Raw genomic sequence first — 22,007 nt, 5'->3', positions numbered from 1 at the left:
CGGAGCAGTGGGAAGAGTCCACTAGTGGGAAGCCATTTACTTTCACGACTCTTCTGCCGGGTGTTCGCGTATCTCCCCACGAGATATAGCTTCGTGGCCCGGACAAAACATGGCGGTTTCAAGGTCCGCGCGCAACACTCTCAATGCATGGCGCCCAGATCAGCCTGAGCGAGGTCAAGGAGCGCGTTGTAAACCTGTAGCGGTGTGCGAAAACCATGTCGCTGGCGTGGTCGCGTGTTCAGGCTCAGTGCGATGGCGTTGAGTTCGTCCTGGCTATAGACCGACAGGTCTTCGCCCTTGGGAAGGTATTGGCGAAGCAGGCCGTTGGTGTTCTCGTTGCTACCTCGCTGCCAGGGGCTGTGCGGGTCGGCAAAATAAACCTTTACCCCGGTGCGCAAGGTAAGCGCGGCGTGATAACTCATCTCCTTGCCTTGGTCGTAGGTGAGTGTCTTGCGTAGCACCGGCGGGATGCGTTCCAGTGCCTTGCTGAAGCTCTCCAGCGCGTCGGCAGCGCTGGCGCTGCTCATCTTCGCAAGAACGACAAATCCACTGGTGCGCTCGACTAACGTGCCCACGGACGATCGGTTGCCCGCTCCCTTGATGAGATCTCCCTCCCAATGACCGGGGATAAGGCGGTCTTCGACCTCGGCAGGACGCACATGAATACTCTGCATATCCGGGATTTTTCCACGCCGATCCGTGCCTCGCGTGCGCGGTTTGCGCGTGCTTCGCCCCTGTCTGAGGCTGGCGATCAGCTGCTTGCGCAGCTCGCCACGGGGAGTGAGGTAGATCGCGGTATAAATCGTTTCGTGAGACACGCGCAGGGAATGATCATCAGGGAAGGCGTCATGCAGTATTCCTGCAATCTGCTGCGGCGACCAGCGGCCAGCGAGCAGTTCCTGCACGACTTGCCACGGCTCCAACCATGATAAGGCAAACGCACGCCCGCCGGTTTCCCGCCGGCGGCACCATTACCTGTTATCGGGCCGTCTATCCTCCCGACTGGCCCTTTTGATCCCACGGCAACGCCGTGCTCTCCCCGATATTTCTCAGCCGTGGAGCCCGGCGTGTGCACGCCTGCCTGGCTGGGATGTCTGACGGCATCGCCAGCCCATCGCCGCAGAAGCGGCTCCCACACAAAGCCCGGCAGCTTGCAGGAGAACATGGGGTATCTCACAGGAAGGCCATGCCGTGTCGCACGGCTTGCGCCATGGAGGACGATTGGATGCATACGAACGATGAGTGGAAAGCGATTGCGAGCTTGCAGATCGATCCCGACACCACGACGCACGATTTGTTGAACAGCGCGACGGAACTGGTGCAATACGCCGGTGGGTTGATCGCCATGCTGGCCGCGTTGGTGCATGAAGGCGAGAAGATCGATTCGCAGAACATGGCCTTTGCGCTGGAAGGCGCCGAGGTGCTGACGAAGCTGGGCGTGCAATGCGTGTCGCACGCCCATGCGTCCGTGGCGATGGATCGCGCGACCGCCATGCGCTCGTCAACGTGAAGGAACGCCCTATCCTCGGACATAAAAAAAGGTTCTTCACGGATTACCGGGGGCAACAGATGTTTCGGCTCGACGGTTGTGGTTTCCCCGAGCTCGTCCCGGCGTTCACGAGCATCGAGTCGCCAAAGCGCTACGCACCTTAGCGCTTCGCATGGGCCCTTGGTGCCCACCCTCGCTGCCCAGACAGGTCCTCCGCGTTCGTAAAGGAAGGCCGCGGACGCGGCCCATGTGCTTATTGGCCTGCGGCCGCTTACTTGTGCGGAACTCGCCTCGAGGGCGGACACCAAGGACCCTCCCGGGCGACGCGGGCGCGTGGTGGGAGAGCGGCGGGCGTTCGAGACGGTGGCCTGCACGCGCACGGCTTCAGGCGAAAGATGCCCGACAAGGGGTGGCCCGGCGTCACGAAAGGCCTGACCGGCGCTACCGGACCGAGGCGATGCGATGCTGTCGCATGAGCAGCAGCTGCCGGCTTGTGCGGTGCTGCTCTCCGGACACGCACCTCATGTATCGGGAGAGTCTTCGGTGTCCACCCTCGAGGCGAGTTCCGCACAAGTGAGCGGCCGAAGGCCAGATAGGTAAACGGGCCGCGCAAGCGGCCCCACCGATACGAACGCGGAGGACCTGTCTGAGCAGCGAGGGTGGACACCGAAGGCTCTGGCCCTACCGTCCGAGCAGCGGCGGCGCCAGCCGCTGGCTACATGCATTCGCCTTGGCGAATGCACCGATGCATGCGGCATGCGTCCCCGGACTTCCGCGATGAACCATAAAAAAGGCCGGCGCTCCGCGCCGGCCAGTTCCAGGGAGATCTCGTCGCGCACCCGGGTACTTCGCCCGGGTGCGCGCAGGTTCCCGCTGTTTAGAGCGAGAAGTCGTAGCGAACGCCGACGCGGACGTAGCGCGGGTTCTGGTACGCGATGGGACGCTTGTAGTTGATGCTCTGCACGGGCAGGCCGGTGTCCGTATCGATCTCGCCCGTCTCGCCCACGTCGACCTGTGCCACCGTGCGCTGCTTGCCGGCGACGTTGAAGATCGTCGCGGTGAAGGCGAGCGGCTGCTTCTCGCCGGCCCACATCGGACGGTACTCGGCGTTCAGGTCGAGGTTCCAGGTATACGGCAGGCGGCCCTTCGAACCGCGCGGCGCCGGCTTCAGGCCGCACTCGAAGTACGAGGCACCGTAGTCGATCGCATCGACCGGGTCGACACCGATGCAGTTCTTCGGACGACCGGTGGCGATCGACAGGTTGCCGCCGATCAGCCACTCGGGCGAAGCCTGCCAGTAACCGTACGCCTTCAGCTGGTGCGTGCGGTCGTTCGGCAGCGGGCCGTTCGTGTACTGCATGATTTCGGGGGCGTCCCAGTCCTGGGTCACCGACGGATCGAGCTGGCCGATATCCGACTTCAGCTGGCCTTCCGAGTTACCGTAGCTGCGCGAGAAGGTGTAGTCGACGCGACCGTACCAGTCGTCCGCGAAGTGGTGCTCGAGGTAGAGGTCCAGTGCGTAGTAGCTGCGCTTCAGGTCCGGGAACTTCACGCCGGCAGGCGAGGTGAAGTCGTCCTTCGTCAGCTTGAACGGCACGTACTGGCCGCCACCGACGTCCACGAGGAACGTGTTCGACTTGCCCGGGTTGAACAGGTAGCAGCCCGGCAGCGAGGCGTTGGTGATATCGATGCCGTTGCGCTCGGCATAGGACTCGAACGGACGCGAATCGCAGAAGTCGTCGATCGAGCTCTTCAGCTTGCGGTAGGTGGCCTTGGCGCCGAAGCTCCAGTTGTCGCTGATCGCCTTGTCGAAACCGAGGATGTACTCGTCCTGGTAGTAGGCGTCGATACCCTGTGCGGCCACGGTCTTCGGATCGAGCGGGGTGCCGTCCTCGCCGTTGAGGTAACGGCGGCTACCCAGCTGCGTGGTGCCCGTCGGCTCGCCATTCGGGCCCACGCCCGTATACGAGTAGTACTCGCTGTAGTACGTGGAGGCCGAGGCGCCGCGGATGGCGACGTTCGACGGGATGGCGAGGTGGTAGCGGCCGGCGTTCGCGTAGATCTTGAAGGTCGAATCGCCGAACACGTCCCAGGTGGCACCCAGGCGCGGAGCCAGCTGGTGACGCTGCTTCACGTAGGTGGCGCCACTGCCGTTGATGTTCTTGAACTGCTCGTTACGCAGGCCGAGGTACACCATCCAGCGATCGGTGACCTGCCAGTGGTCTTCGATGTACTGCGCTTCCTGCTCGGTCTTCACGCCCGCGCCGGTCTTGAACAGACGCTTTTCGACGAAATAATCGGCACCCGGGGGCGGCACGATGTCCGGACGGTTCGGCACGGTACCGGCGTCCTTGTACACCCAGCGGTAGCCGCCTTCGTACTCGTTGCCCGCGTAGGATTCGAGGGTCTGGTTATCCACGCCGACGCGCAGGTCGTGGTCGCCAATGCGGTATTCGACGTCGAGGCGATAGCCATGCGTCTTGTCTTCCGCGCCATCGCCGAGAACGGTGCCGTTGACCAGGCTGCAACCCACGATCGGGGTGCTGACCGAACGGTTATCGGTGATCCACGGGCAGTTCGGATTGGACGCGTAGGCGAGGTTGCGCTCGTGCACCGTCTTGCTGTGACCGTACAGCGCGTTGATCGTCAGGTCGTCGGTGATGTAGCCCGTGTACTTGGCGATGTAGACGTCGCCGCCCGGCGCCGAGCCCGGGCCCGCGTCGAAGTTCTTCAGGTTGTCCGTGCCGATGTAATTGGCGCGGGTACCGTTCGGGTAATCGTACTTGTAGACGCTGCGGTCGGTGTTGGTCTTGTCGCCGAGGCCGGTGACTTCCAGCAGGTGGTTGTCCGTGATGTTCCAGTCGATCTTGGCCAGCCACTTGGTGGCCTTCTGCTCCTGGTACGTCCTCTGCGGCGCGGTCACCACGCTGGTGTTCCGGCTGTTGGAGCGGGTGAAGTCACCCGCGGCGAACAGGAACAGCTTGTCCTGGATCAGCGGACCGCTGATGTAACCGGTGTACTGCGTGTCGGTGCTCTTGTTGTCCGAGCGGTCTTGGTAGAGCGTGCCGTTCGTGCGGTAGATGTTGCGCGGATTCTGGCGCAGCGCCGACGGCTGGAAGTACATGCCGACGCCACCCTTCCAGGTGTTACCACCGCGCTTGGTGACGATGTTGATCACGCCGCCGGTCGAACGGCCGTATTCCGCGCCGTAGCCGCCGGTGAAGATCTGCTGCTGGTCGATCGCGTCGTACGGCAGGCTGGTGAAGCCCAGGCCGGTCAGCGCGTTGGTGACCGCGTAGCCGTTGATGTAGTACTGGTTTTCCGAAGCCGACGAACCGCCGAACGAAGCGACGTTGCCGTAACGGCTGTCGCCGGAGATGACGCCCGGCGCGAGCAGCGCGGCGGCGGTCACGTCACGGGCGAGCGGCAGCTTCTGCAGCTGTTCGGAAGTGAGGACGGTGCGCGAGTCGACCTGCGACACGTCGATCGCGGGCAGCACGTTGCCGGTAACCTGCACGCCTTCGAGGTTCTGCGCCTCGGCGGTGGCGGCGGCGCCCGCGAAGGACACGTCCACGCCGCCGCCCAGGGTCACCTGGACATTGTCGCGGGTTTCGGCGACCTGGCCGCCGCGCTCGACGGAGACCTTGTAGCGACCGACCGGCATGGAGCTGGCGCGGTAACGGCCATCGGCGTCGACGCTGACGTCGCGGGTCAGGCCGGTGTCGAGGTTCTGCAGGTGGACGACGGCGCCTTCAGGCTGTGCGACACGGCCGAACACGACACCGGAAGCATTGGACTGGGCGAGCACGGCGCCGCTGGCAAAACAAAGGGCGAGCGCGGTGCACAGGGTGGAGCGGCGAATGACGCCATTGCGGCGGGTGGAACGTTGCATGTGTTGTCTCCCCGAATAAACAGCAAGGAAGCCCGTCGCCATGATGGGACCGGGACTTCTGTTCGCGATGACCGTCGTCGTGCCCGCTCCGCCCATCCTCCCCAGGATGTGGTGGTTCACGGACACGCCCCCGTGGCGAAAGATCTCGCCCCATGACGGCAATCTCCTAAGCTTGTAATCGAATTATTTCGCGATCGTCAAGGGCCCGTTAAGGTTTTTTGTGAAAATTCCGTGACAGACAGGGACTTGCGGAGTAGCATCCCGCACGTTCGGGTGGCCCTCGAAAGCGTTTTCGGGGGCTGAAACGGGAAGCCGGTGCGCCAGTTCCTAGGCAAGGCCGGCACTGCCCCCGCAACGGTATGCGTCAATCGGGAGGGCTTCCACGCTTTCCTGCGGCTCCGGTCGTAAGCCACTGCGAAAGCGGGAAGGCACCGGAGCAGCCATCGGCGATGGCTGGCGCGAGTCCGGAGACCGGCCCGATGACCGCCCGCCCCGCCTTGGGGTGGGTGTCCCTGTTTCGGTCGATTCGCGGAGGGCGGATCCGGACAGCTTCCGGGCCCCTTCCCGTTCGCCGTTCGCCTGTCCTCCTCGTCGGCCCCGTGCAACGGCCGCGGTGGCGGTCCAGGAAATCGGTGAGATGAGGAAGACCCTGCTTGCGACGGCCCTGCTGTCGACCATCGCCACGGCCCACGCGGCCGACGTGCCCGACCGCCTCGATCCCGTCGTGGTGACCGCCAGTCGTTTCGCCACGCCACTGGACGAGGTGCTTGCCCCGGTCACGGTGATCGCGCGCGAGGACATCGAGCGCCTGCAGCCGCTCGACGTGCAGGACCTTCTTGCCGGCCTGCCTGGCGTCGCGCTGTCCAGCACCGGCGGGCTCGGCCAGCAGACCTCGCTGTTCATGCGCGGCACGAACTCCTCGCACACCCTCGTGCTCGTCGACGGTGTCCGCGTGGGGACGGTCGGCGCCGGGCTTCCCGCCTACGAGCAGCTCCCCGTCGAACAGATCGACCGGATCGAGGTCGTGCGGGGTCCGCGCTCCGCGGTGTACGGGTCCGACGCGATCGGCGGCGTCATCCAGATATTCACCCGCCATGGGGACATGGGGCAGGCTCCGGCGCCCACGTTTTCGCTCACCGGCGGCAGCCACGGCTATGCCGCCGGCCAGGCCGGGCTCTCCGGCGGCACGACGCACGGCTGGTACAACGCGAGCCTCGGCGGCCAGTACACCTCGGGCATCAATGCCTGCCGCGTCGGCGCCGCCGCGGCGTTCGCCGGCTGCTTCACCGACGAGCCGGATCGCGACGCGTACCGCACCTACAACGGCGCGCTCTCCGGCGGGTATCGCTGGGACGACGGCACCGAGCTGACCGGCAGCTGGCTGCGCAGCAAGGGCGACATCGACTACGACGGCGATTTCCAGAACGTCACCCGCCGTTCGCAGCAGGTAGCGGGCGCGAAGCTCGCCTTCGATGCGACGACAGGCTGGCGCATGTCGCTCTCCGTGGGCCAGAACCAGGACCGCGCCGACAATTACCTCGACGGCCCGGACAAGACCCTCGATGCGGTGAACTACGGCGTCGACAGGGCACGCGTCGGCTACCTCTATTCGAAGCGCAACCAGGCTTCCTGGCAGAACGACTTCACGCTGGCGGCGAACCAGGTGCTCACCGCGGGCGTCGACTACCAGCAGGAGAAACTGGAGAGCGACACCGCTTACCTGGCCGATTCGCGGAACAACACCGGCGCGTTCGCCCTGTATCGTGGCGTCTACGGTCCGCACGAACTGGAACTGTCGGCACGCCATGAGCACAACACACAGTTCGGCAACCACACCACCGGCTCGGCGGCCTACGGGTTCCGCTTCGGCAACGGCATGAAGGTCACCGCGTCCTATGGCACGGCCTTCCACGCACCCACCTTCAACGACGAGTTCTATCCGTACGGCGCGCCCGTGAACCTCGATCCGGAGAGATCGCGGACGGCGGAGCTGGGTCTTTCCGCGCGCCCGGGCGTCTGGAGCTGGGCGGTGAGTGCCTATACCACCGAGGTCGACGACCTGATCGGCTTCGATGCCAACTTCCTTCCGATCAACGTCAGCAAGGCGCGGATCCGTGGCCTGGAGGGACAGGCCGGCGCGGACGTGGACGGCTGGCACCTTCGCGGCTACCTCACCTTCCAGCAGCCGGAGAACCGCGACACCGGTGCGCAGAAGGACAACCTGCTGGCCCGCCGCCCGCGGCGCATCGGGCGCGTCGACATCGACAAGGACCTTGGCGCGTTCACCCTCGGCGGCTCGATGAATGCGGCGGGCTACAGCTACGACGATGCGGCCAACACGCGCCGGCTGGGCGGCTACGCCACCGCCGACCTACGCGTAACCTGGCACGTCGACGCGGACTGGAGCGTGCAGGCGCGCGTGGCGAACGTGGCGGACAAACGCTACGAGACAGCGGCCTACTACAACCAGCTCGGCCGCACCTGTTACCTGACGCTGCGCTATTCGCCGATGCGTTAAGCCTGACGGATGCCATGCCTCCTGTAGGAGCCGCTATAGCGGCGAGAGGCCAACGGAGCGGCGAGGCCGTGAGGGCGGTTCCCTCGCCGCTATAGCGGCTCCTACAGAGGATATGGGGGCGGAAACCCATGCCTAACGGCACGGTCCGTACTAAAGGCACACGCGACGAATCCGGCAGGAAGTCATAAAGTTCGCGGGCGCGGAGTGTGGGCTCCGCCCACACAGGAAGTGCCGTGAACTTTTTTGCTCCATTCATTCGCCGGCCGAAAGGCACCTCGCTGCTTGCGGCGGGCCTTACGCTGGCCGGTGCGCTGGCGTACATGCTGCTGGGCGTCGCCGCGTTGCCGTCGGTCGAAGTGCCAGCCGTGTTCATCCAGACGCAGATGCCCGGCGCCAGCGCGCAGACGATGGCGTCGACGGTGATCGCGCCGCTGGAAAGGCACCTGGGCCAGATACCCGGCATCGACCAGATGTACTCGAACAGCGTGGAGGGCGCCGGTTTCGTGCGCATCCGCTTCAACCTCGACCGCTCCACGGACGCGGCCGCGCGCGACGTGCAGGCCGCCATCAACGCGGCCGCGGCGGACCTGCCGGCCGGCATGCCGTCACCGCCGCAGTACTTCAAGTTCGATACCGGGCAGATTCCCGTGCTGCTGGTGGCCTTCACCTCGAAGACCATGCCGCCGGACAAGCTCTACGACGTAGTGGACACGCTGATTCGCCCGGCCGTGGCGCAGATCGACGGCGTGTCGCGCGTGCAGGTGTTCGGTGGCACGCCGCATGCCGTGCGCATCGAACTGGACACGAACGCGCTGTCCTCGAAGGGCATCACCACCAACGACGTCTCCAACGCCTTGCAGGCCGCGAACGTGAATTCGCCGCAGGGCCTGCTTTCCGACGGCAAGACGCAGATGACGGTGATCGCGAACGACGGGCTGCACGACCCGTCCGAGTTCGGCAACATACTGATCGCCGTGAAGAACAACATCCCGGTGCGACTTTCGGACATCGCGAAGGTCTACAGCGGGCAGCAGGACCAGTACCAGAAAGCCTGGTTCCAGGGCGAGCGCTCGGTGACCATGCAGATCAGCAAGCGTCCGGAGGCCAATTCCATCGCCACCGCGAACGCCATCCGCGCCGCGCTGCCGCGATTCCGCGCGCTGCTGCCGGCCGATGCGCAGGTGACCCCCATCTTCGACCTCACCCAGACCACGCAGTCGGCGCTGCACGAGGTCAAGGTCGCCCTCATGATCAGTATCCTCATGGTGGTGCTGGTGATGATGGTGTTCCTGCGCCGCCTGGGGCCAACGCTGATCGCCACGCTGAGCGTGCCGCTCTCCCTGGCCGGCGCCTTCGTCGTGATGTGGTCGCTGGGTTACACCCTCAACACCATGTCGCTGATGGCGCTGGTGCTTTGCATCGGCTTCGTCGTCGACGACGCCATCGTGGTCATCGAGAACATCGTGCGCCACATGGAGAGCGGCGCCAGGCCGATGGAGGCCGCCCTCGAGGGCGTGCGCGAGATCGGCTTCACCGTCATCTCCATCACGCTGTCGCTGGTGGCGGTGTTCGCCCCGCTGCTGTTCGGCAACAACATGATCACCAAGCTCCTGCGCGAGTTCTCGGTGACGCTGGCCTCGGCGGTGCTGATCTCGGCGGTGGTGTCGCTGACGCTGACGCCCGCGCTGTGCGCCCGCTACCTGAAGCACGACCCGCCGGACCGCAAGCCCGCGCGCTGGGAGCGCGCACTGGAACGCTTCGACCGCGGCTTCCTCCACGTCTACCAGCGCGCGCTCGACTGGGCCATGCACCACCGCCGCCTGATGCGCTGGCAGCCGTTGATCCTGCTCGCGGCCACCATCCTGCTGGGCATCGCGGTGGTGAAGACCGCCGGCGGCAACTTCATGCCCGACGAAGACACCGGCATGCTGCAGGCGCAGATCAGCGCCGACGCGAACATCTCGCCGGACGAAATGACCCGGCGACTGAACCGGGTCGGCGACATCATGCAGGCCGACAGCACGGTGGCCGACGTCACGACCATCCTCGGCGGCGACAACGGCGGCGCCGTCGGCAACCAGGGTCTGATGTTCGTCGACCTGAAGCCCAAGGGCAGCGGCCCCGGCGAGCGCAAGGAGTCGATCAAGGAAATCATGGAGCGCCTGGGCAAGGAGTACGAGAAGATCTCCGACGTCCAGGTGTTCATGAACCCGGTGCAGTTCCTCGGCGGCGGCGGCGGCAACAGCAACCGCGGCCAGTACTCCTTCCAGCTGATCAGCACCAGCGGCGAAGACCTCCAGCCCTGGGCGCTGAAGCTGGTGCGGCAGATGCGCACGATGAAGGAATTCCGCGATGTCGGCAGCGACTTCGACATCGTCGGCAAGCAGCAGATGCTGAAGGTGGACCGCGAGGCCGCGGGCCGCCTGCACGTGGGCATGGGCACGATCGACTCGGCGCTGTTCAATGCGTTCGGCCAGCGCCAGGTGTCGATCATCTACTCGGACATCAACCAGTACTGGGTGGTGCTCACCGCCGCCGCGGCGCAGACGCTCAGCCCGGAGGCCCTGCTCAACACCTACGTGAAGAACGAACTGGGCAAGATGATCCCGCTCTCGGCGGTGGCGAAGATCGCTCCCGTCGCGGTGCCGAGCGCGGTGACCCACCAGAACCAGCTGGAATCGGCGGACATCACGTACAACCTCGCGCCGAAGATCTCGGCGGACAAGGGCAACGGCCTGGTGGAACAGGCGGTGCAGGCCATCCACCTGCCCGAGGGCGTGCGCATGGATTTCACCGGCGCCAACCAGCGCCTGCGCGACGCGCAGTCGAACGGCATGGTGCTCCTGATCGGCGCCATCCTCGCCGTGTACATCGTGCTGGGCATCCTTTACGAGAGCCTCGGCCATCCGTTGACGATCATCTCGACACTGCCCGCGGCGGGTGCGGGTGCCTTCCTGGCGATGCTCGTGACGCAGACGCAGCTGACCCTGATGGCGATCATCTCGGTGCTGCTGCTGATCGGCATCGTGAAGAAGAACGCGATCCTCATGGTCGATTTCGCCCTCGTGGCGCAGCGCGACCATGGCATGTCGCCGGTGGAGGCCATCCGGCAGGCGGCGCTGGTGCGCTTCCGCCCGATCACGATGACGACGCTGGTGGCCATGGGCGCGGCGCTGCCGCTCGCCATCGGCTTCGGCGTGGGCTCGGAGATGCGCCGTCCGCTCGGTATCGCCATCGTCGGCGGACTGCTCGTCTCCCAGTTGCTCACCCTGCTCAGCACTCCGGCGATCTACCTCTGGAACCACGACCGCAAGGAGCGCAAATACCGGCGCAAGCTGAAGCGCCGGTACAAGCGGTGGGTGAAGATCCGGAAGGAGCGGGAGCGTGGCGGGGTGCGGGGCCTCACTCCCAGCGAGGCCTGATCCCTGGGTCTGCGGGAGCCGCCATGGCGGCGAGGAAACCTCGCGACCGTGCCGCCAGAGTGACCTCGCCGCTATAGCGGCTCCTACAGCGCGGGTGCCGCCAGGGTGCGAACGTAATCGCGTATGTCGGCGGGCCATCCGTCGATCAGCGACTCGAACCGCTCGCGCTCGCCCCGATGAAACGCGCGCGAGGCTTCCTCGTAACCGGGCAGGTTGCCGCCCAGCGCCAGCATCACGCGGTCGACCGCTTCGCGCGCCTGGCGGGTGCGGTCGGCGGAGGCATTGTCGCGACTCGCCGCCTCGACCAGCCGTCGCAGCGCCACGGAGGCGCCGCCGGGCTGGCTGGCCAGCCAATCCCAGTGACGCGGCAGCAGGGTGACCTCGCGTGCGACGACGCCGAGCTTCGGCCGGCCGGGCCCACGCTTCGTCGTCGGCTCGGGGGAAGGAGCCAACCGGGCCAGCACGTCGTGCGTGCTGCCCCGGTAATCGATATCGACCGGGCGGCCCGTGCCGTCGTCGTAAACGAGAATGGCGGCACCGGGATCGGTGTCGAGGAAAGCCTTGCAGCGCTCGGCGACCGCGCTGAGCGAGCCGGCGGCGAGGCGGGTCTGGGCGTGGAAGGCGGTGTAGGTGGACATGGGACGGCTCCGGATCGGTCGCCAAATAATACCCGGATTAAATTTGTCGATCAATACTTTCCGGGTGAAATTCGATTTCCCTGGGGCCGATCAGGCCGGTCCCGGGACACCCCAGGCGTACGAATCCATCGAGAGCACCCCGTAGGTGATGCCGCCATCGATCGCCACCGCCGTGTCGCCGCCGGCCGCACCCAGGGCCACCAGCAGCGGCAGGTAATGTTCCTCGGTGGGATGCGCGCGCAAGGCGCTCGGCGCCACCTGGCGGTAATCCAGCAAGGCCTGGACATCGCCGGCCAGCACGGCCTTCCGGCTCCAGGCGGCGAATTCCTTCGCATACACCGCGGTTTCGCCGCCGCGGCGCACCTCGTAGAGATTGTGCGTCAGGCTACCCGAACCGACGACGGCGACGCCGCGATCGCGCAGCGGTGCCAGAGTCTTCCCGAGTCGCAGGGCACCGGCGGTATCGAGGTTGTGCGGCATCGAGACCTGGATCACCGGCGTGTCGGCCTCGGGACGCAGGTAGCGCAACGGCACCCACGCACCGTGGTCGTAGCCGCGTTCGGAATCCACCGTCGCGACGAGGCCGCCATCGATCAGCAGCGAAGCGGTTTCGGCGGCGAGGCTGGCCGAGCCTGGCGCCGGGTAGGTAAGGCTGTAGAGCGGCGGCGGAAAACCACCGAAGTCGTGGATCGTCGGCGGCCACGCCGCGCCGGTGACGCGGATGCCGCAGGTCTGCCAGTGCGGGGAGACGACGACGATGGCGGTCGCGGCGGCGAGACGCTCGCCCAGCGCGGTGAGGCGGGACCCGAGCAGGCCCGGCTCCAGCGCGAAGGTGGGCGCGCCGTGGGAGACGAAGATGGCGGGGGCACGGTACATGGGGATCACTCGGGGACGATGGCCTGGTGCCATGATTCCAATGTAGGACTGCGGTGCCTTGGGATAAATCGCCTTCCGGCGAACGGATTGGGTCGCCCGGTGAACGACCGCGGAGCCTCCTCGGTAGGAGCCGCCATAGCGGCGAAGGGACCGACCTCACCGCTTCGTCGCTCCATTGGCTTCTCGCCGCCATAGCGGCTCCTACAAGGGCTCCCAGAGGACAGAAGACTGATCCGTGGGCGCGGCTGGTGGCACGCGCCGCACGTGCCGCACTTCCTCGACCGGCACCGGGCGCGAGAAGAAATAGCCCTGCATGGCGCTGCAGCCGGCGTCCAGCAGCCAGCTGCGCTGGCGGTCGGTTTCCACCCCCTCGGCCACCGCTTCCAGGTTCAGGCTGCGTGCGAGGAAGATGATCGAACGGCAGATGGACGTGTCCACGTCGTCCTGCAGCAGGGTGCAGGTGAAGTGGCGGTCGATCTTGATCTTGTCCAGCGGCAGGCGCGAGAGGTAGGTGAGGTTCGAATAGCCGGTGCCGAAGTCGTCCAGCGCGATGCTGACGCCCATCGCACGCAGCTCGTGCAAGGTGCGTATCGCCCGCTCGGGCTCGTGCATGAAGGCGCTTTCCGTCAGTTCCAGTTCCAGCGCGGAGGCGCTGGCGCCCGTCTCGGCCAGCGCCTGGCGCACGTCGGCCACGAGGTCGGTATGCACCAGTTGCTGCGCCGACACGTTCACCGACAGGCGGCAGCCATGCCCGATGGTGTCGAGCACGAGGCGCTGCTGCCGGCAGGCCTCGCGCAGCACCCACTGGCCGATCTGCACGATCGCGCCGGTCTCCTCCAGCAGGGGAATGAGGCGGTCGTTGCTGCCGAGGTCGCCGGGTGCCGACGGCCAGCGCAGCAGGGCTTCCGCACCGATCGTCGCGCCGTCGGCGCCCGCATGCTGGGTCTGCCATGCGAGCGCGAGTTCGTTGTCGAGGTTGGAACCCGAGAGACGGGTGAGCACGGTGAGCCGCGCCATCGCCGTGGCGTGCATTTCGGCCGAATAGCATTTCCATGTGTGCCGCCCCGAACGCTTGGCATCGTACATCGCCGTATCGGCATTGCGGATCAGCGTGTCCGCGTCGGCCCCGTCGCGCGTGGCGAAGGCGACGCCGATGCTGCACTTCAGTCGCTGCAACGTCCCGGCCACTTCCAGCGGCTCCTCGATGGCGCGCTGGATGCGCGGCAGGACGTCGATCGCCTTCGCGGGGGAGCAGGTAAACGGCAGCACCGCCACGAATTCGTCGCCGCCGAATCGCCCGACCTGTCCCTCGCCGTCGAGGGCATCGCCCAGGCGCAAGGTGACATCGCGCAGCACCTGGTCGCCGAGGGCGTGGCCGAGCGCGTCGTTGATGACCTTGAAGTGATCCAGATCGACGAACACCACCATCAGGCCCGAACCGTCGCGCACGCTCTGCGCGACCATCGCATCCAGCGTTTCGCGCAAGGCGCGACGGTTCGGCAGACCGGTGAGTTCGTCGTGCCTGGCCTGGTGGTTGAGGCGTTCCTCGTAACGGCGTTGCTCGGTCACGTCGCGGACGATCACCAAGGTGCCGCGACCGCGGGAATCGCGGTAATCGGAGAGCGCGAGTTCGGCCTCGAACGGCATCCCGCGGCCCGGTTCGATCCACGCGGCGACGCTGGTGCCCTCGGGCGTGCCGCGCCGCGTGACCTCGAGCGCGTCCGCATCCAGGAAATCGCCCGCCTGCCGGCCGACCAGGGTCGACCTCCCGTCGCCGAGGCGTTCCTCGGCGAGGAGGTTGGCGTACTCGATGCGATCGTCGCGAACGATCACCAGCGGCAGGGGCATGCGTGCCAGCAGCTGGCGATACGCGGCTTCGCTGGCGGCAAGGTCGCGGTCCGTGTCCTGCAGACGCTGCCGGGTTTCGTGCAGTGCCGTGATCTCGCTGATCGTGCCGGCGAGGATCGAATGACCTTCCTCGTTGGTGATCCGCGCGGCGCGCAGGTTTACCCGAACCTCCCGCCCGTCCGGACGACGCAGGCGGTGCTCGCACTCGTAGGGTCCGTCGCCGCGCGAGAACGATGCGAACCACGTCGCCACCGCCGGCTGATCGTCCTCGTGCACGAGCCTGTAATAGGTGCCCTGGCGGCCGGTCACCCGGCCCGGGGGCAGGCCGGTGATTTCGTGGACCTGCCCGGACCAGGCGATGGTCCGCTCCGCGAGGTCGGCTTCCCACAGGCCGATGTGTCCCGTGCGCTGCACGTCGCCCAGGTGCCGCGTGCTTCGCGACAACGCGTCCACGAGCCGGGTCTGCCTTCGGTATGCCCGGTCGAACAGCGCGGCGAAGCCGTTGAGGAAGATCACGAGCGCCAGCGTCGCCAGCACCGAGGGGCGGGCCTGGCGCATCCACTCGGCATAGGTACCGGCGCGGTCCAGGCTCACCAGCACCACGTAAGGGTAGCGCTCCGAGGCAAGCCAGGCGTACAGCCTGTCGCCATCGTCGTAGCCGCCGGACGCGCCCGGGGCTGGCGATGGCAGCGTCCATGGGGTGGCGATGTCGTCGCGATTGCTCGCGAGCGGACGGCCGTCCAGCGCGAACGCGCTCATCACCGCGGTCAGGCCGAGCATCGAATGGCGCATGCCGTCGCGCACGCGCCCGGCGTCGACGACCGCTCCGAACGCGGCGGGTTGCGGCACCCGGGAGTCGACGAGGATGCGCACGCCTGCCGGGATCGATCCCTGTGCGTCGGCCACGAGCACACGCACGCTCGCGCCCAGCGCCATGTGACGTGGCGCCGCGAGGCTGTTCCGCCAGTTCGCCAGGGGCACGCTGGTCGATGCGATCACCCCGCCGTCCTCATCCAGCGCCACCATGCTGGCCAGTTCGGGGTGACGCGCCTGCACCTCGGCCAGCCGCGCGTGGAGGGGGCCCGAGTCCGCGCTGTCGACCACGTTGCGCAAGGCGAGCAGCGGACCGAGGCTGCCGTCGATGTTCTGGTCGATCATGCGAACGGCACCCGATGCCGACCCGGCCAGTTGCCGCCAGGTATTGCCGAGCATGCGTTGGTAGCCGTCGAGCTGGAGGACGGCGACGATGGCGGCGATGGCCGCCGACAACGCGAGGGTCACCGCCCAGGTCGCCAGGCGCACATGACGGGCGCGCACCCTCGTCGCCACCTTGAACGTCCCGGCTTCCACCGTTCCCTGACCCCTGTAGCCCCTGTGCCCGCCTTTGGCGACGGGTCCCCGCTCTGTATCGGCACCCCCCGACTCCGCTTTACCGACCGTCGTGACAGGTGCAGCCAATCTTCCCGATGCACGGCGGAAAATAATTTGGTTTGCGCCCTTTATTCACATTCGTTGGACACTATTTACCAAACGATCCAGTTCAACAAAACGTCCCACCAGAAGGCCCCGTCCCCATGCGTTCGTCCCGTCCCGTCCTCGGCTCCCTTGCCGCCATCGCCCTTGCCGCCGCCAGCCTTCCCGCCAGCGCGCAGACCCACCTGGAAGTGCAGGGTGGCCGCAGCTACATGAATAGCCACGGCACCAATGCCTTCTTCGCCGAAGCCGTGTTCGAGCCCCAGGTCATGGGCCGGAGCCGCTTCACCTGGTCGCCGGATGTTTCCATCGGCTACATCAAGGGGCGGGACCTCGGCCGCTACCGTGGCGCCGACCCCGGCGTGACGGACAACATCTGGGTAGGCGCCGCGGGCGCGCGTTTCCATTACGGCAACCATGGCGACTGGTACCAGCCGTTCTTCTTCAGTTTCCAGCTCGCCGGTATCGCGGGCGGCCGTACCCAGGCGCTGTCGAGCGGCTATGAGTTCGTGAGCACCATCGGCTACCAGTGGAAGAACGTCAGCTTCCAGGTCCGCCACATTTCCAACGGCGGGTTCAAGGAACCGAACCGCGGCGAGACGATGGCGCTGCTGGGCGTCGGTTTCGATATCTGACAAAGCCTTGTAGGAGCCGCCATGGCGGCGAGGAAAACTGGCCTCGCCGCTTCGTCGCTCCGTTGGCTTCTCGCCGCCATAGCGGCTCCTACAGGGCGGCTGCCATCAATGCCCGGCGGCCGCCGGTCCCGCCTTCGCCGCGAAGGGCGGCTTCGCCAGCCACACCACCAGGATCAGCGCGACGAAGACATAGCCCAGCACGTGGAAGACTTCGTTGAAGGCGATCTGGTAACCCTGCTGCGTGATCATCTGGTTCACTGCCGCCGCCGCGTACTGCGAATCGCCGTGGCCGATCTGTTCGAGCGCCTGCTGCGCCGTCGGATCGAACGGCGTGATGTTCTCGGCAAGGCGCTCGTGGTGAACGATCGCGCGGTGGTCCCACATGAACGTGGTGATCGAAGCCGCGAAGCTGCCGCCCAGGGTACGCAGGAAGGTGGCAAGACCGGACCCCGACGCGATCTCGCGTGGCTGGAGGTCGGAGAGCAGGATCGTCAACACCGGCATGAAGAACAGCGCCACGCCCAGGCCCTGGATCAGCTGCACCATCGCCACGCTGTAGAAGTCGATCTGCAGGTAGAACTCCGAGCGCATGAAGCAGGTGGCGCCCATGACGATGAAGGCGCCGGATGCCAGGAGACGCAGGTCGAACTTGTGCGCATAGCGGCCCACGAACGGTGTGAGTATCACCGGCAGGATGCCCAGCGGTGCCGCGGCGAAGCCCGCCCATGTCGAGGTGTACCCGACGTTGCGCTGCAGCCACTGCGGCACGAGCAGGCCGATGGCGAAGAACGCCGCATACGCCAGCACGAGGCATAGCGTGCCCATCGCGAAGTTCCGGTGCCGGAACAGCTTCAGGTCGACGATCGGCTCCTTGTCGGTAAGCTCCCAGATGAGGAACACGATGAGACCCACCGCCGCGACGATCGCCGTGATGACGATGAACGTGGAGTTGAACCAATCCTCGTCGTTGCCCTTGTCGAGCACTACCTGCAGCGCGCCCACGCCGATGATGAGCGTGATCAGGCCCACGTAATCGACCTTCGGGCGTTCGGTGACCTCCGGGCGTCCCTTCATCTGGTTGGCCACGACGAAGCTGGCGAAGATGCCGATGGGCACGTTGATGAAGAAGATCCACGGCCACGCGTAGTTGTCGGTGATCCAGCCGCCCAGGATCGGGCCGGCGATGGGCGCCACGACGGTGACCATCGCGAGCAGCGCCAGCGCCATGCCGCGTTTCGCGGGGGGATAGATCGAGATGAGCAGGCTCTGCGTGATCGGGTACATGGGGCCTGCCACCGCGCCCTGCAGGGCGCGGAACAGGATCAGCATGCCCATGCTCTGCGCGACGCCGCACAGGAAGGAGGCCAGCGAGAACAGCAGCGTCGCCCACACGAACAGCTTCGTCTCGCCGAAGCGCCGGGTGAGGAAGCCGGTGAGCGGCAGCGCGATGGCGTTACTCACCGCGAACGAGGTGATGACCCAGGTGCTCTGGTTGGAACTGACGCCGAGGTTGCCCGCGATGGTGGGCAGCGAGACGTTCGCGATCGTGGTGTCCAGCACCTGCATGAAGGTCGCGAGCGAGAGGCCGACCGTGGACAGCGCCAGGTTCGGCGGTCGAAATTCGGTGCTCATGGATAAACCTGATCGTTGGAGGACGGTGCGGACGAAGGGAGGGCGGGCATGCTGTGGCCATGCCCGCCGCGGCGCTTACTTCGGCGCCTTTTCCTTTTCGCCTTCGCCGGCCGAGGCGTTCTCGTGGATGACGCGCGCGATTTCCTCGTCCGCGCCCGCGAGGCGGCGGTCGTAGACATCGGTCGCGAACTCCGGCTTGGTCGGTGCCTGTTGGGCGAGCAGCGGACCGCCCTGGTCGTGCAGCGACACCGTCACCTTGGTCGACAGGCCGAGGCGCAGCGGCTTTTCGTCGAGCTGCTTCGGATCGGTGAAGACGACCCGCACCGGCACGCGCTGCACGATCTTGATCCAGTTGCCCGTGGCGTTCTGCGCGGGAAGCAGCGAGAACGCGCTGCCGCTGCCCACGCCGAGGCTGCGGATCTTTGCCTTGTAGACCACGTCGCCCCCGTAGATGTCGGCAGTGACGTCCACCGGCTGGCCGATGCGCATGTGGGTGAGCTGGGTTTCCTTGAAGTTGGCGTCGATCCACACCTCGTGGAGCGGCACCACGGCCATCAGGGCGGCACCCGGCTGCACGCGCTGGCCGAGCTGCACGGTGCGCTTGGCGACGTAGCCGTCCACCGGCGCGAGGATGACCGTGCGCGCCTCGTCGAGGATGGCCGAGCGCAGCTTCGCGGCGGCGGCGCGCACATCGGGATGCGAGGCCACCACGGTATCGTCGACCAGCACCTTGCTGGTGCTGTAGGACTGCTTGGCCGATGCGAGGCTGCTTTCCGCCGAGGTGAGCGCATCGAGCGCGTGCGACAGTTCTTCCGAGGAGATCGCACCCGACTTCGCCAGGTCGCGGCGCCGGTTGTAGTCGGCGCGGGCACGATCCACGGCCGTCTGGCGCACCGCCACGTCGGCCTGGGCGGAACTGACGTTGTTGTACAGGCCACGCACGCGGCGCACGGTGTTGGCGAGTTCGGCGCGCGCGCTCAGCAGGGCGATCTGGGCGTCGCTGTCGTCCAGCTTCACCAGCACGTCGCCCTTGTGCACGAGGTCGCCGTCGTCGGCCGTGATCGACAGCACGGTGGCGGCGATCTGCGGTGTGATCTGCACGACGTTGCCGTTGACGTAGGCGTCGTCGGTATCCTCATACCAGCGGCCGTCGACGAAATACCACACCGTCCAGCCGATCGCGGCCAGGATGAGGACGATGACAAGGAGCTTGAGGAAGAGGCCGCGGCGGCTCTTCGGCGGCGGCGCCACGACGGCGCCGGCGGGGGCGGTGGTTTCTGGGGACATCGTTAGCTGCCTCGGGACGTTTTCTTAGTGGGTCGCCGGCGTGGCGGCGGCGACCGGCTGGTCGCCTGCCTCGGGGCGGAACCCGCCACCGAGCGCCTGGATGAGTTGGACGGAGGTGTCGACCTGCTGCGCGCGCAGCGCGGCCATGCGCTGTTCGGCCTGGAGCAGTTGCTGGCGCACCACGAGCGATTCGAGGTAGCTGCCGACACCGGCCTTGTAGCGCTGCTGCGACAGGTCGAAGGCCTGCTGCGCCGCATCCCTCGCGCGCTGCTGCGCCTGGATCTGCGTGCCCAGCGAATCGAGCCCGGAAAGATCGTCGGCCACCTCGTTGAGCGCGCCGACGAGGATCTTGTTGTACTGCGCGACGGCCATGTCGTAGTCGGCATCCTTGCCGGCGAGGTTCGCGCGCAGCCGCCCGCCGTCGAAGATCGGCAGGCTCACCGCCGGCAGCACCTGCCAGAAGCGGGCGCGCGAGGAGAACAGGTTCTCGGAGCCGCCCGCGACCTGCGCGGCGAGGATGCCGAGGCTCACGTTGGGCAGGAACGCCGTCTTCGCAGCGGCGATGTCCTTCGACGCGGCTTCCACGCGCCAGCGCGCGGCGACGAGGTCGGCGCGATGGCCCAGGAGGTCGGCGGGCAGGTTCGCCGGCACGGCCACGGCCGAGGGCGAGAGCACGGCGGGGCGCGCGATATCGAGGCCGCGATCCGGTCCCTTGCCGAGCAGCACGCTCAGTGCGCTGCGCGAGGCGTCGATGGCACGCTGCGCCACGGCCATCTCGCGTTCCGCCGACGCCACCTCGGTATCGGCCTGCTTCGCCTGGATCTGGTTGTCCACGCCGGCGGCGACGCGCTGGTGGGTCAGATCGCGCGAGGCGATGCTGCGCTCCAGTTCGGCCTTCGCCACGTCCTGCTGGGTGAACGCGTAGCCCAACTGCACATAGGCACGGGCCACGTTGGTCGACAGTTCGATGCGCGCGGCGCGCGCATCGATCTCGCTGGCACGCTGCGCGCCCACCGCGGCTTCCCACGCGGCGCGCTTGCCACCCCACAGGTCGAAGTCCCAGTTGAAGTCGCCGTAGCCGTACTTCGTCCAACCGAAGTGGTTACCCAGGGGCGCGGGGAACAGCGTGCCGGGCAGGTGCGCGCCGGCGACGCCGCCGCCCACGGACAGGGTGGGGCCGCGCGCGGCATCGGCGGCGCCGCTCTGCGCTTCGGCCTGGCGCACGCGCGCATCCACGGAGGCAAGGTCGGGATTGTTCTTCAGCGCTTCCTCGATCAGGGAGGAAAGCTGGCCGTCGCCAAGACCCGTCCACCAGTCCGCCGCGGGCCAGTTGGCCGGCGACACCTGGGCTTTCGCCAGGCTGCGTTCGGCGTGAAGGGTGGCCGGATCGGCGAGCTGGCCCTGCGGCTCCAGTCCACGGCTGGTGACGCAGCCGGAAAGGATCAACGCGGCCCCGACGGCCGCCACGAGAGTGTGCAGACGCATGAGTTTTTGCCTCGACGGTAAAGTCAGTCTTTGTCGCGGAGCGCGGTGAGTACGCGCCCCAGGTAATCATGCAGCTGCTCGCGTTCCTCGGCGGACAGGCTGCGTTGCGCACGCTCCAGCGTCGCGACATTGCTTTCGTGGAGGTGACGCCAGAGCGCCTCCCCGGCCTCGGTCAGTTCGATGCGCAGCGCGCGGCGATCCTGTTCGTGCGGCTGCCGGCGCAGGTAGCCCTTGGTCTCGAGCTGATCGAGCTGGCGGGTCATGGCACCCCCGTCCAGGTCGACGGCACGGGCCAGTTCCGTGGCCGACATCGGTCCGAATATGGCCAGCCGCTTGAGCACATGGAACTGCGTGAACTTGAGGTCGGCTCCCTGGGCGGCGAGGTCGCTCTCGATGGCACGCACGATTTCGCTACGGACCATGCCGATAAGGGCGCCGAGGCTGTCGCGGCCGTCAGGGGTTGGGCAAACGTTCGGGTTCATGACGCATATTCTATTGCCCGCATTATAGTTGTCAAGGCAAATATGCGTGCGGCAGATATTTTCACGTCATGGACGGTTCGTTTTCGTCGGCCAGCAGGGCGGCGAGGGCCGGATCGCGAACCGCGAACAGGTCGAACACGCCCAGGGCGCGAAGGGTGGGCAACTGTGCCAGCAGGCGGTGTTCAAGGGTTCTCACCCGCTCTTCCGGGGTGACCGGATCGAGCATCGCGTGGGCGCAGGCGACGAAGGTGACCAGGGCGTGACCCGCCTCCTGGCCTCCATCGAGGTCGCTGTAGTCGCTGGTGACGAGACGGATCATGGGGAAATCTC

Annotated in this window: 13 protein-coding genes, 1 pseudogene and 1 riboswitch; of the genes and pseudogenes, 4 read left to right on the top strand and 10 right to left on the bottom strand. The window is 66.7% G+C overall.

Annotated elements, in window-relative coordinates; genetic code table 11:
- Positions 1–140: 140 nt before the first annotated feature.
- Positions 141–950: pseudogene (locus HBF32_RS14375) on the bottom strand (IS30 family transposase); the annotation flags it as partial.
- Positions 951–1,225: 275 nt separating this feature from the next.
- Between HBF32_RS14375 and HBF32_RS14370 the strand changes: the two are divergent.
- Positions 1,226–1,510 (top strand): hypothetical protein, encoded by a 285-nt coding sequence (locus tag HBF32_RS14370; protein WP_166700284.1) that lies wholly within the window; start codon positions 1,226–1,228, stop codon positions 1,508–1,510.
- 856 nt (positions 1,511–2,366) lie between these two features.
- On the opposite strand, the gene HBF32_RS14365 is transcribed toward HBF32_RS14370, so the two are convergent.
- Entirely contained in the window at positions 2,367–5,381 is a 3,015-nt protein-coding gene (locus tag HBF32_RS14365; protein WP_166700283.1) for a TonB-dependent receptor, read from the bottom strand.
- 268 nt (positions 5,382–5,649) lie between these two features.
- Positions 5,650–5,862: riboswitch (cobalamin riboswitch) on the top strand.
- A gap of 156 nt (positions 5,863–6,018) precedes the next feature.
- Here HBF32_RS14365 and HBF32_RS14360 point away from each other — a divergent pair.
- Positions 6,019–7,899: a TonB-dependent receptor domain-containing protein gene (locus HBF32_RS14360; protein WP_166700282.1), complete on the top strand. Its 1,881-nt coding sequence runs from the start codon at positions 6,019–6,021 to the stop codon at positions 7,897–7,899.
- Between the two features lie 233 nt (positions 7,900–8,132).
- Entirely contained in the window at positions 8,133–11,321 is a 3,189-nt protein-coding gene (locus HBF32_RS14355; RefSeq protein WP_166700281.1) for an efflux RND transporter permease subunit, read from the top strand.
- A gap of 83 nt (positions 11,322–11,404) precedes the next feature.
- On the opposite strand, the gene HBF32_RS14350 is transcribed toward HBF32_RS14355, so the two are convergent.
- From HBF32_RS14350 to HBF32_RS14340, 3 genes are all read right to left on the bottom strand, one after another.
- On the bottom strand, positions 11,405–11,959 hold the full coding sequence (locus HBF32_RS14350; protein ID WP_166700280.1) for a DUF2239 family protein: 555 nt from the start codon (positions 11,957–11,959) through the stop codon (positions 11,405–11,407).
- Positions 11,960–12,049: 90 nt separating this feature from the next.
- Positions 12,050–12,835, bottom strand: a complete 786-nt coding sequence (locus tag HBF32_RS14345; RefSeq protein WP_166700279.1) for a DODA-type extradiol aromatic ring-opening family dioxygenase — start codon at positions 12,833–12,835, stop codon at positions 12,050–12,052.
- Positions 12,836–13,036: 201 nt separating this feature from the next.
- A complete protein-coding gene (locus HBF32_RS14340; protein ID WP_166700278.1) occupies positions 13,037–16,033 on the bottom strand; it encodes an EAL domain-containing protein in 2,997 nt (998 codons plus the stop codon).
- A 224-nt stretch (positions 16,034–16,257) separates the two neighbouring features.
- Here HBF32_RS14340 and HBF32_RS14335 point away from each other — a divergent pair, with 224 nt between their 5' ends.
- Positions 16,258–16,791, top strand: a complete 534-nt coding sequence (locus HBF32_RS14335) for an acyloxyacyl hydrolase (protein WP_166700277.1) — start codon at positions 16,258–16,260, stop codon at positions 16,789–16,791.
- A 105-nt stretch (positions 16,792–16,896) separates the two neighbouring features.
- Here the strand turns inward: HBF32_RS14335 and HBF32_RS14330 are convergent, their stop codons facing one another.
- The 5 genes from HBF32_RS14330 to HBF32_RS14310 all read right to left on the bottom strand — a co-directional run bounded on the left by HBF32_RS14330 (position 16,897) and on the right by HBF32_RS14310 (position 21,996).
- Positions 16,897–18,423: a DHA2 family efflux MFS transporter permease subunit gene (locus HBF32_RS14330; protein ID WP_166700276.1), complete on the bottom strand. Its 1,527-nt coding sequence runs from the start codon at positions 18,421–18,423 to the stop codon at positions 16,897–16,899.
- 75 nt (positions 18,424–18,498) lie between these two features.
- The gene (locus HBF32_RS14325) at positions 18,499–19,710 is read right to left on the bottom strand and encodes an HlyD/EmrA/EmrK family protein (protein ID WP_166700275.1); all 1,212 of its coding nucleotides are present in this window, start codon (positions 19,708–19,710) and stop codon (positions 18,499–18,501) included.
- 24 nt (positions 19,711–19,734) lie between these two features.
- Positions 19,735–21,195, bottom strand: a complete 1,461-nt coding sequence (locus tag HBF32_RS14320; RefSeq protein WP_166700274.1) for an efflux transporter outer membrane subunit — start codon at positions 21,193–21,195, stop codon at positions 19,735–19,737.
- 23 nt (positions 21,196–21,218) lie between these two features.
- Positions 21,219–21,677, bottom strand: a complete 459-nt coding sequence (locus HBF32_RS14315; protein WP_166700273.1) for a MarR family winged helix-turn-helix transcriptional regulator — start codon at positions 21,675–21,677, stop codon at positions 21,219–21,221.
- Positions 21,678–21,738: 61 nt separating this feature from the next.
- Positions 21,739–21,996: a hypothetical protein gene (locus HBF32_RS14310; protein WP_240147843.1), complete on the bottom strand. Its 258-nt coding sequence runs from the start codon at positions 21,994–21,996 to the stop codon at positions 21,739–21,741.
- Between the last annotated feature and the right edge of the window lie 11 nt (positions 21,997–22,007).

Source organism: Luteibacter yeojuensis, assembly GCF_011742875.1.
GTDB classification, from domain to species: Bacteria; Pseudomonadota; Gammaproteobacteria; order Xanthomonadales; family Rhodanobacteraceae; genus Luteibacter; species Luteibacter yeojuensis.
Note: the sequence above shows the minus strand (reverse complement) of the source record. Positions and strands in the feature narration are given on the sequence as shown.

Excerpts from the sequence above, each read along its gene's own strand:
- HBF32_RS14370 (WP_166700284.1), top strand. The coding sequence starts at position 1,226 with ATGCATACGAACGATGAGTGGAAAGCGATTGCGAGCTTGCAGATCGAT.
- HBF32_RS14365 (WP_166700283.1), bottom strand. The coding sequence starts at position 5,381 with ATGCAACGTTCCACCCGCCGCAATGGCGTCATTCGCCGCTCCACCCTG.
- HBF32_RS14360 (WP_166700282.1), top strand. The coding sequence starts at position 6,019 with ATGAGGAAGACCCTGCTTGCGACGGCCCTGCTGTCGACCATCGCCACG.
- HBF32_RS14350 (WP_166700280.1), bottom strand. The coding sequence starts at position 11,959 with ATGTCCACCTACACCGCCTTCCACGCCCAGACCCGCCTCGCCGCCGGC.
- HBF32_RS14345 (WP_166700279.1), bottom strand. The coding sequence starts at position 12,835 with ATGTACCGTGCCCCCGCCATCTTCGTCTCCCACGGCGCGCCCACCTTC.
- HBF32_RS14335 (WP_166700277.1), top strand. The coding sequence starts at position 16,258 with ATGCGTTCGTCCCGTCCCGTCCTCGGCTCCCTTGCCGCCATCGCCCTT.
- HBF32_RS14330 (WP_166700276.1), bottom strand. The coding sequence starts at position 18,423 with ATGAGCACCGAATTTCGACCGCCGAACCTGGCGCTGTCCACGGTCGGC.
- HBF32_RS14325 (WP_166700275.1), bottom strand. The coding sequence starts at position 19,710 with ATGTCCCCAGAAACCACCGCCCCCGCCGGCGCCGTCGTGGCGCCGCCG.
- HBF32_RS14320 (WP_166700274.1), bottom strand. The coding sequence starts at position 21,195 with ATGCGTCTGCACACTCTCGTGGCGGCCGTCGGGGCCGCGTTGATCCTT.
- HBF32_RS14315 (WP_166700273.1), bottom strand. The coding sequence starts at position 21,677 with ATGAACCCGAACGTTTGCCCAACCCCTGACGGCCGCGACAGCCTCGGC.
- HBF32_RS14310 (WP_240147843.1), bottom strand. The coding sequence starts at position 21,996 with ATGATCCGTCTCGTCACCAGCGACTACAGCGACCTCGATGGAGGCCAG.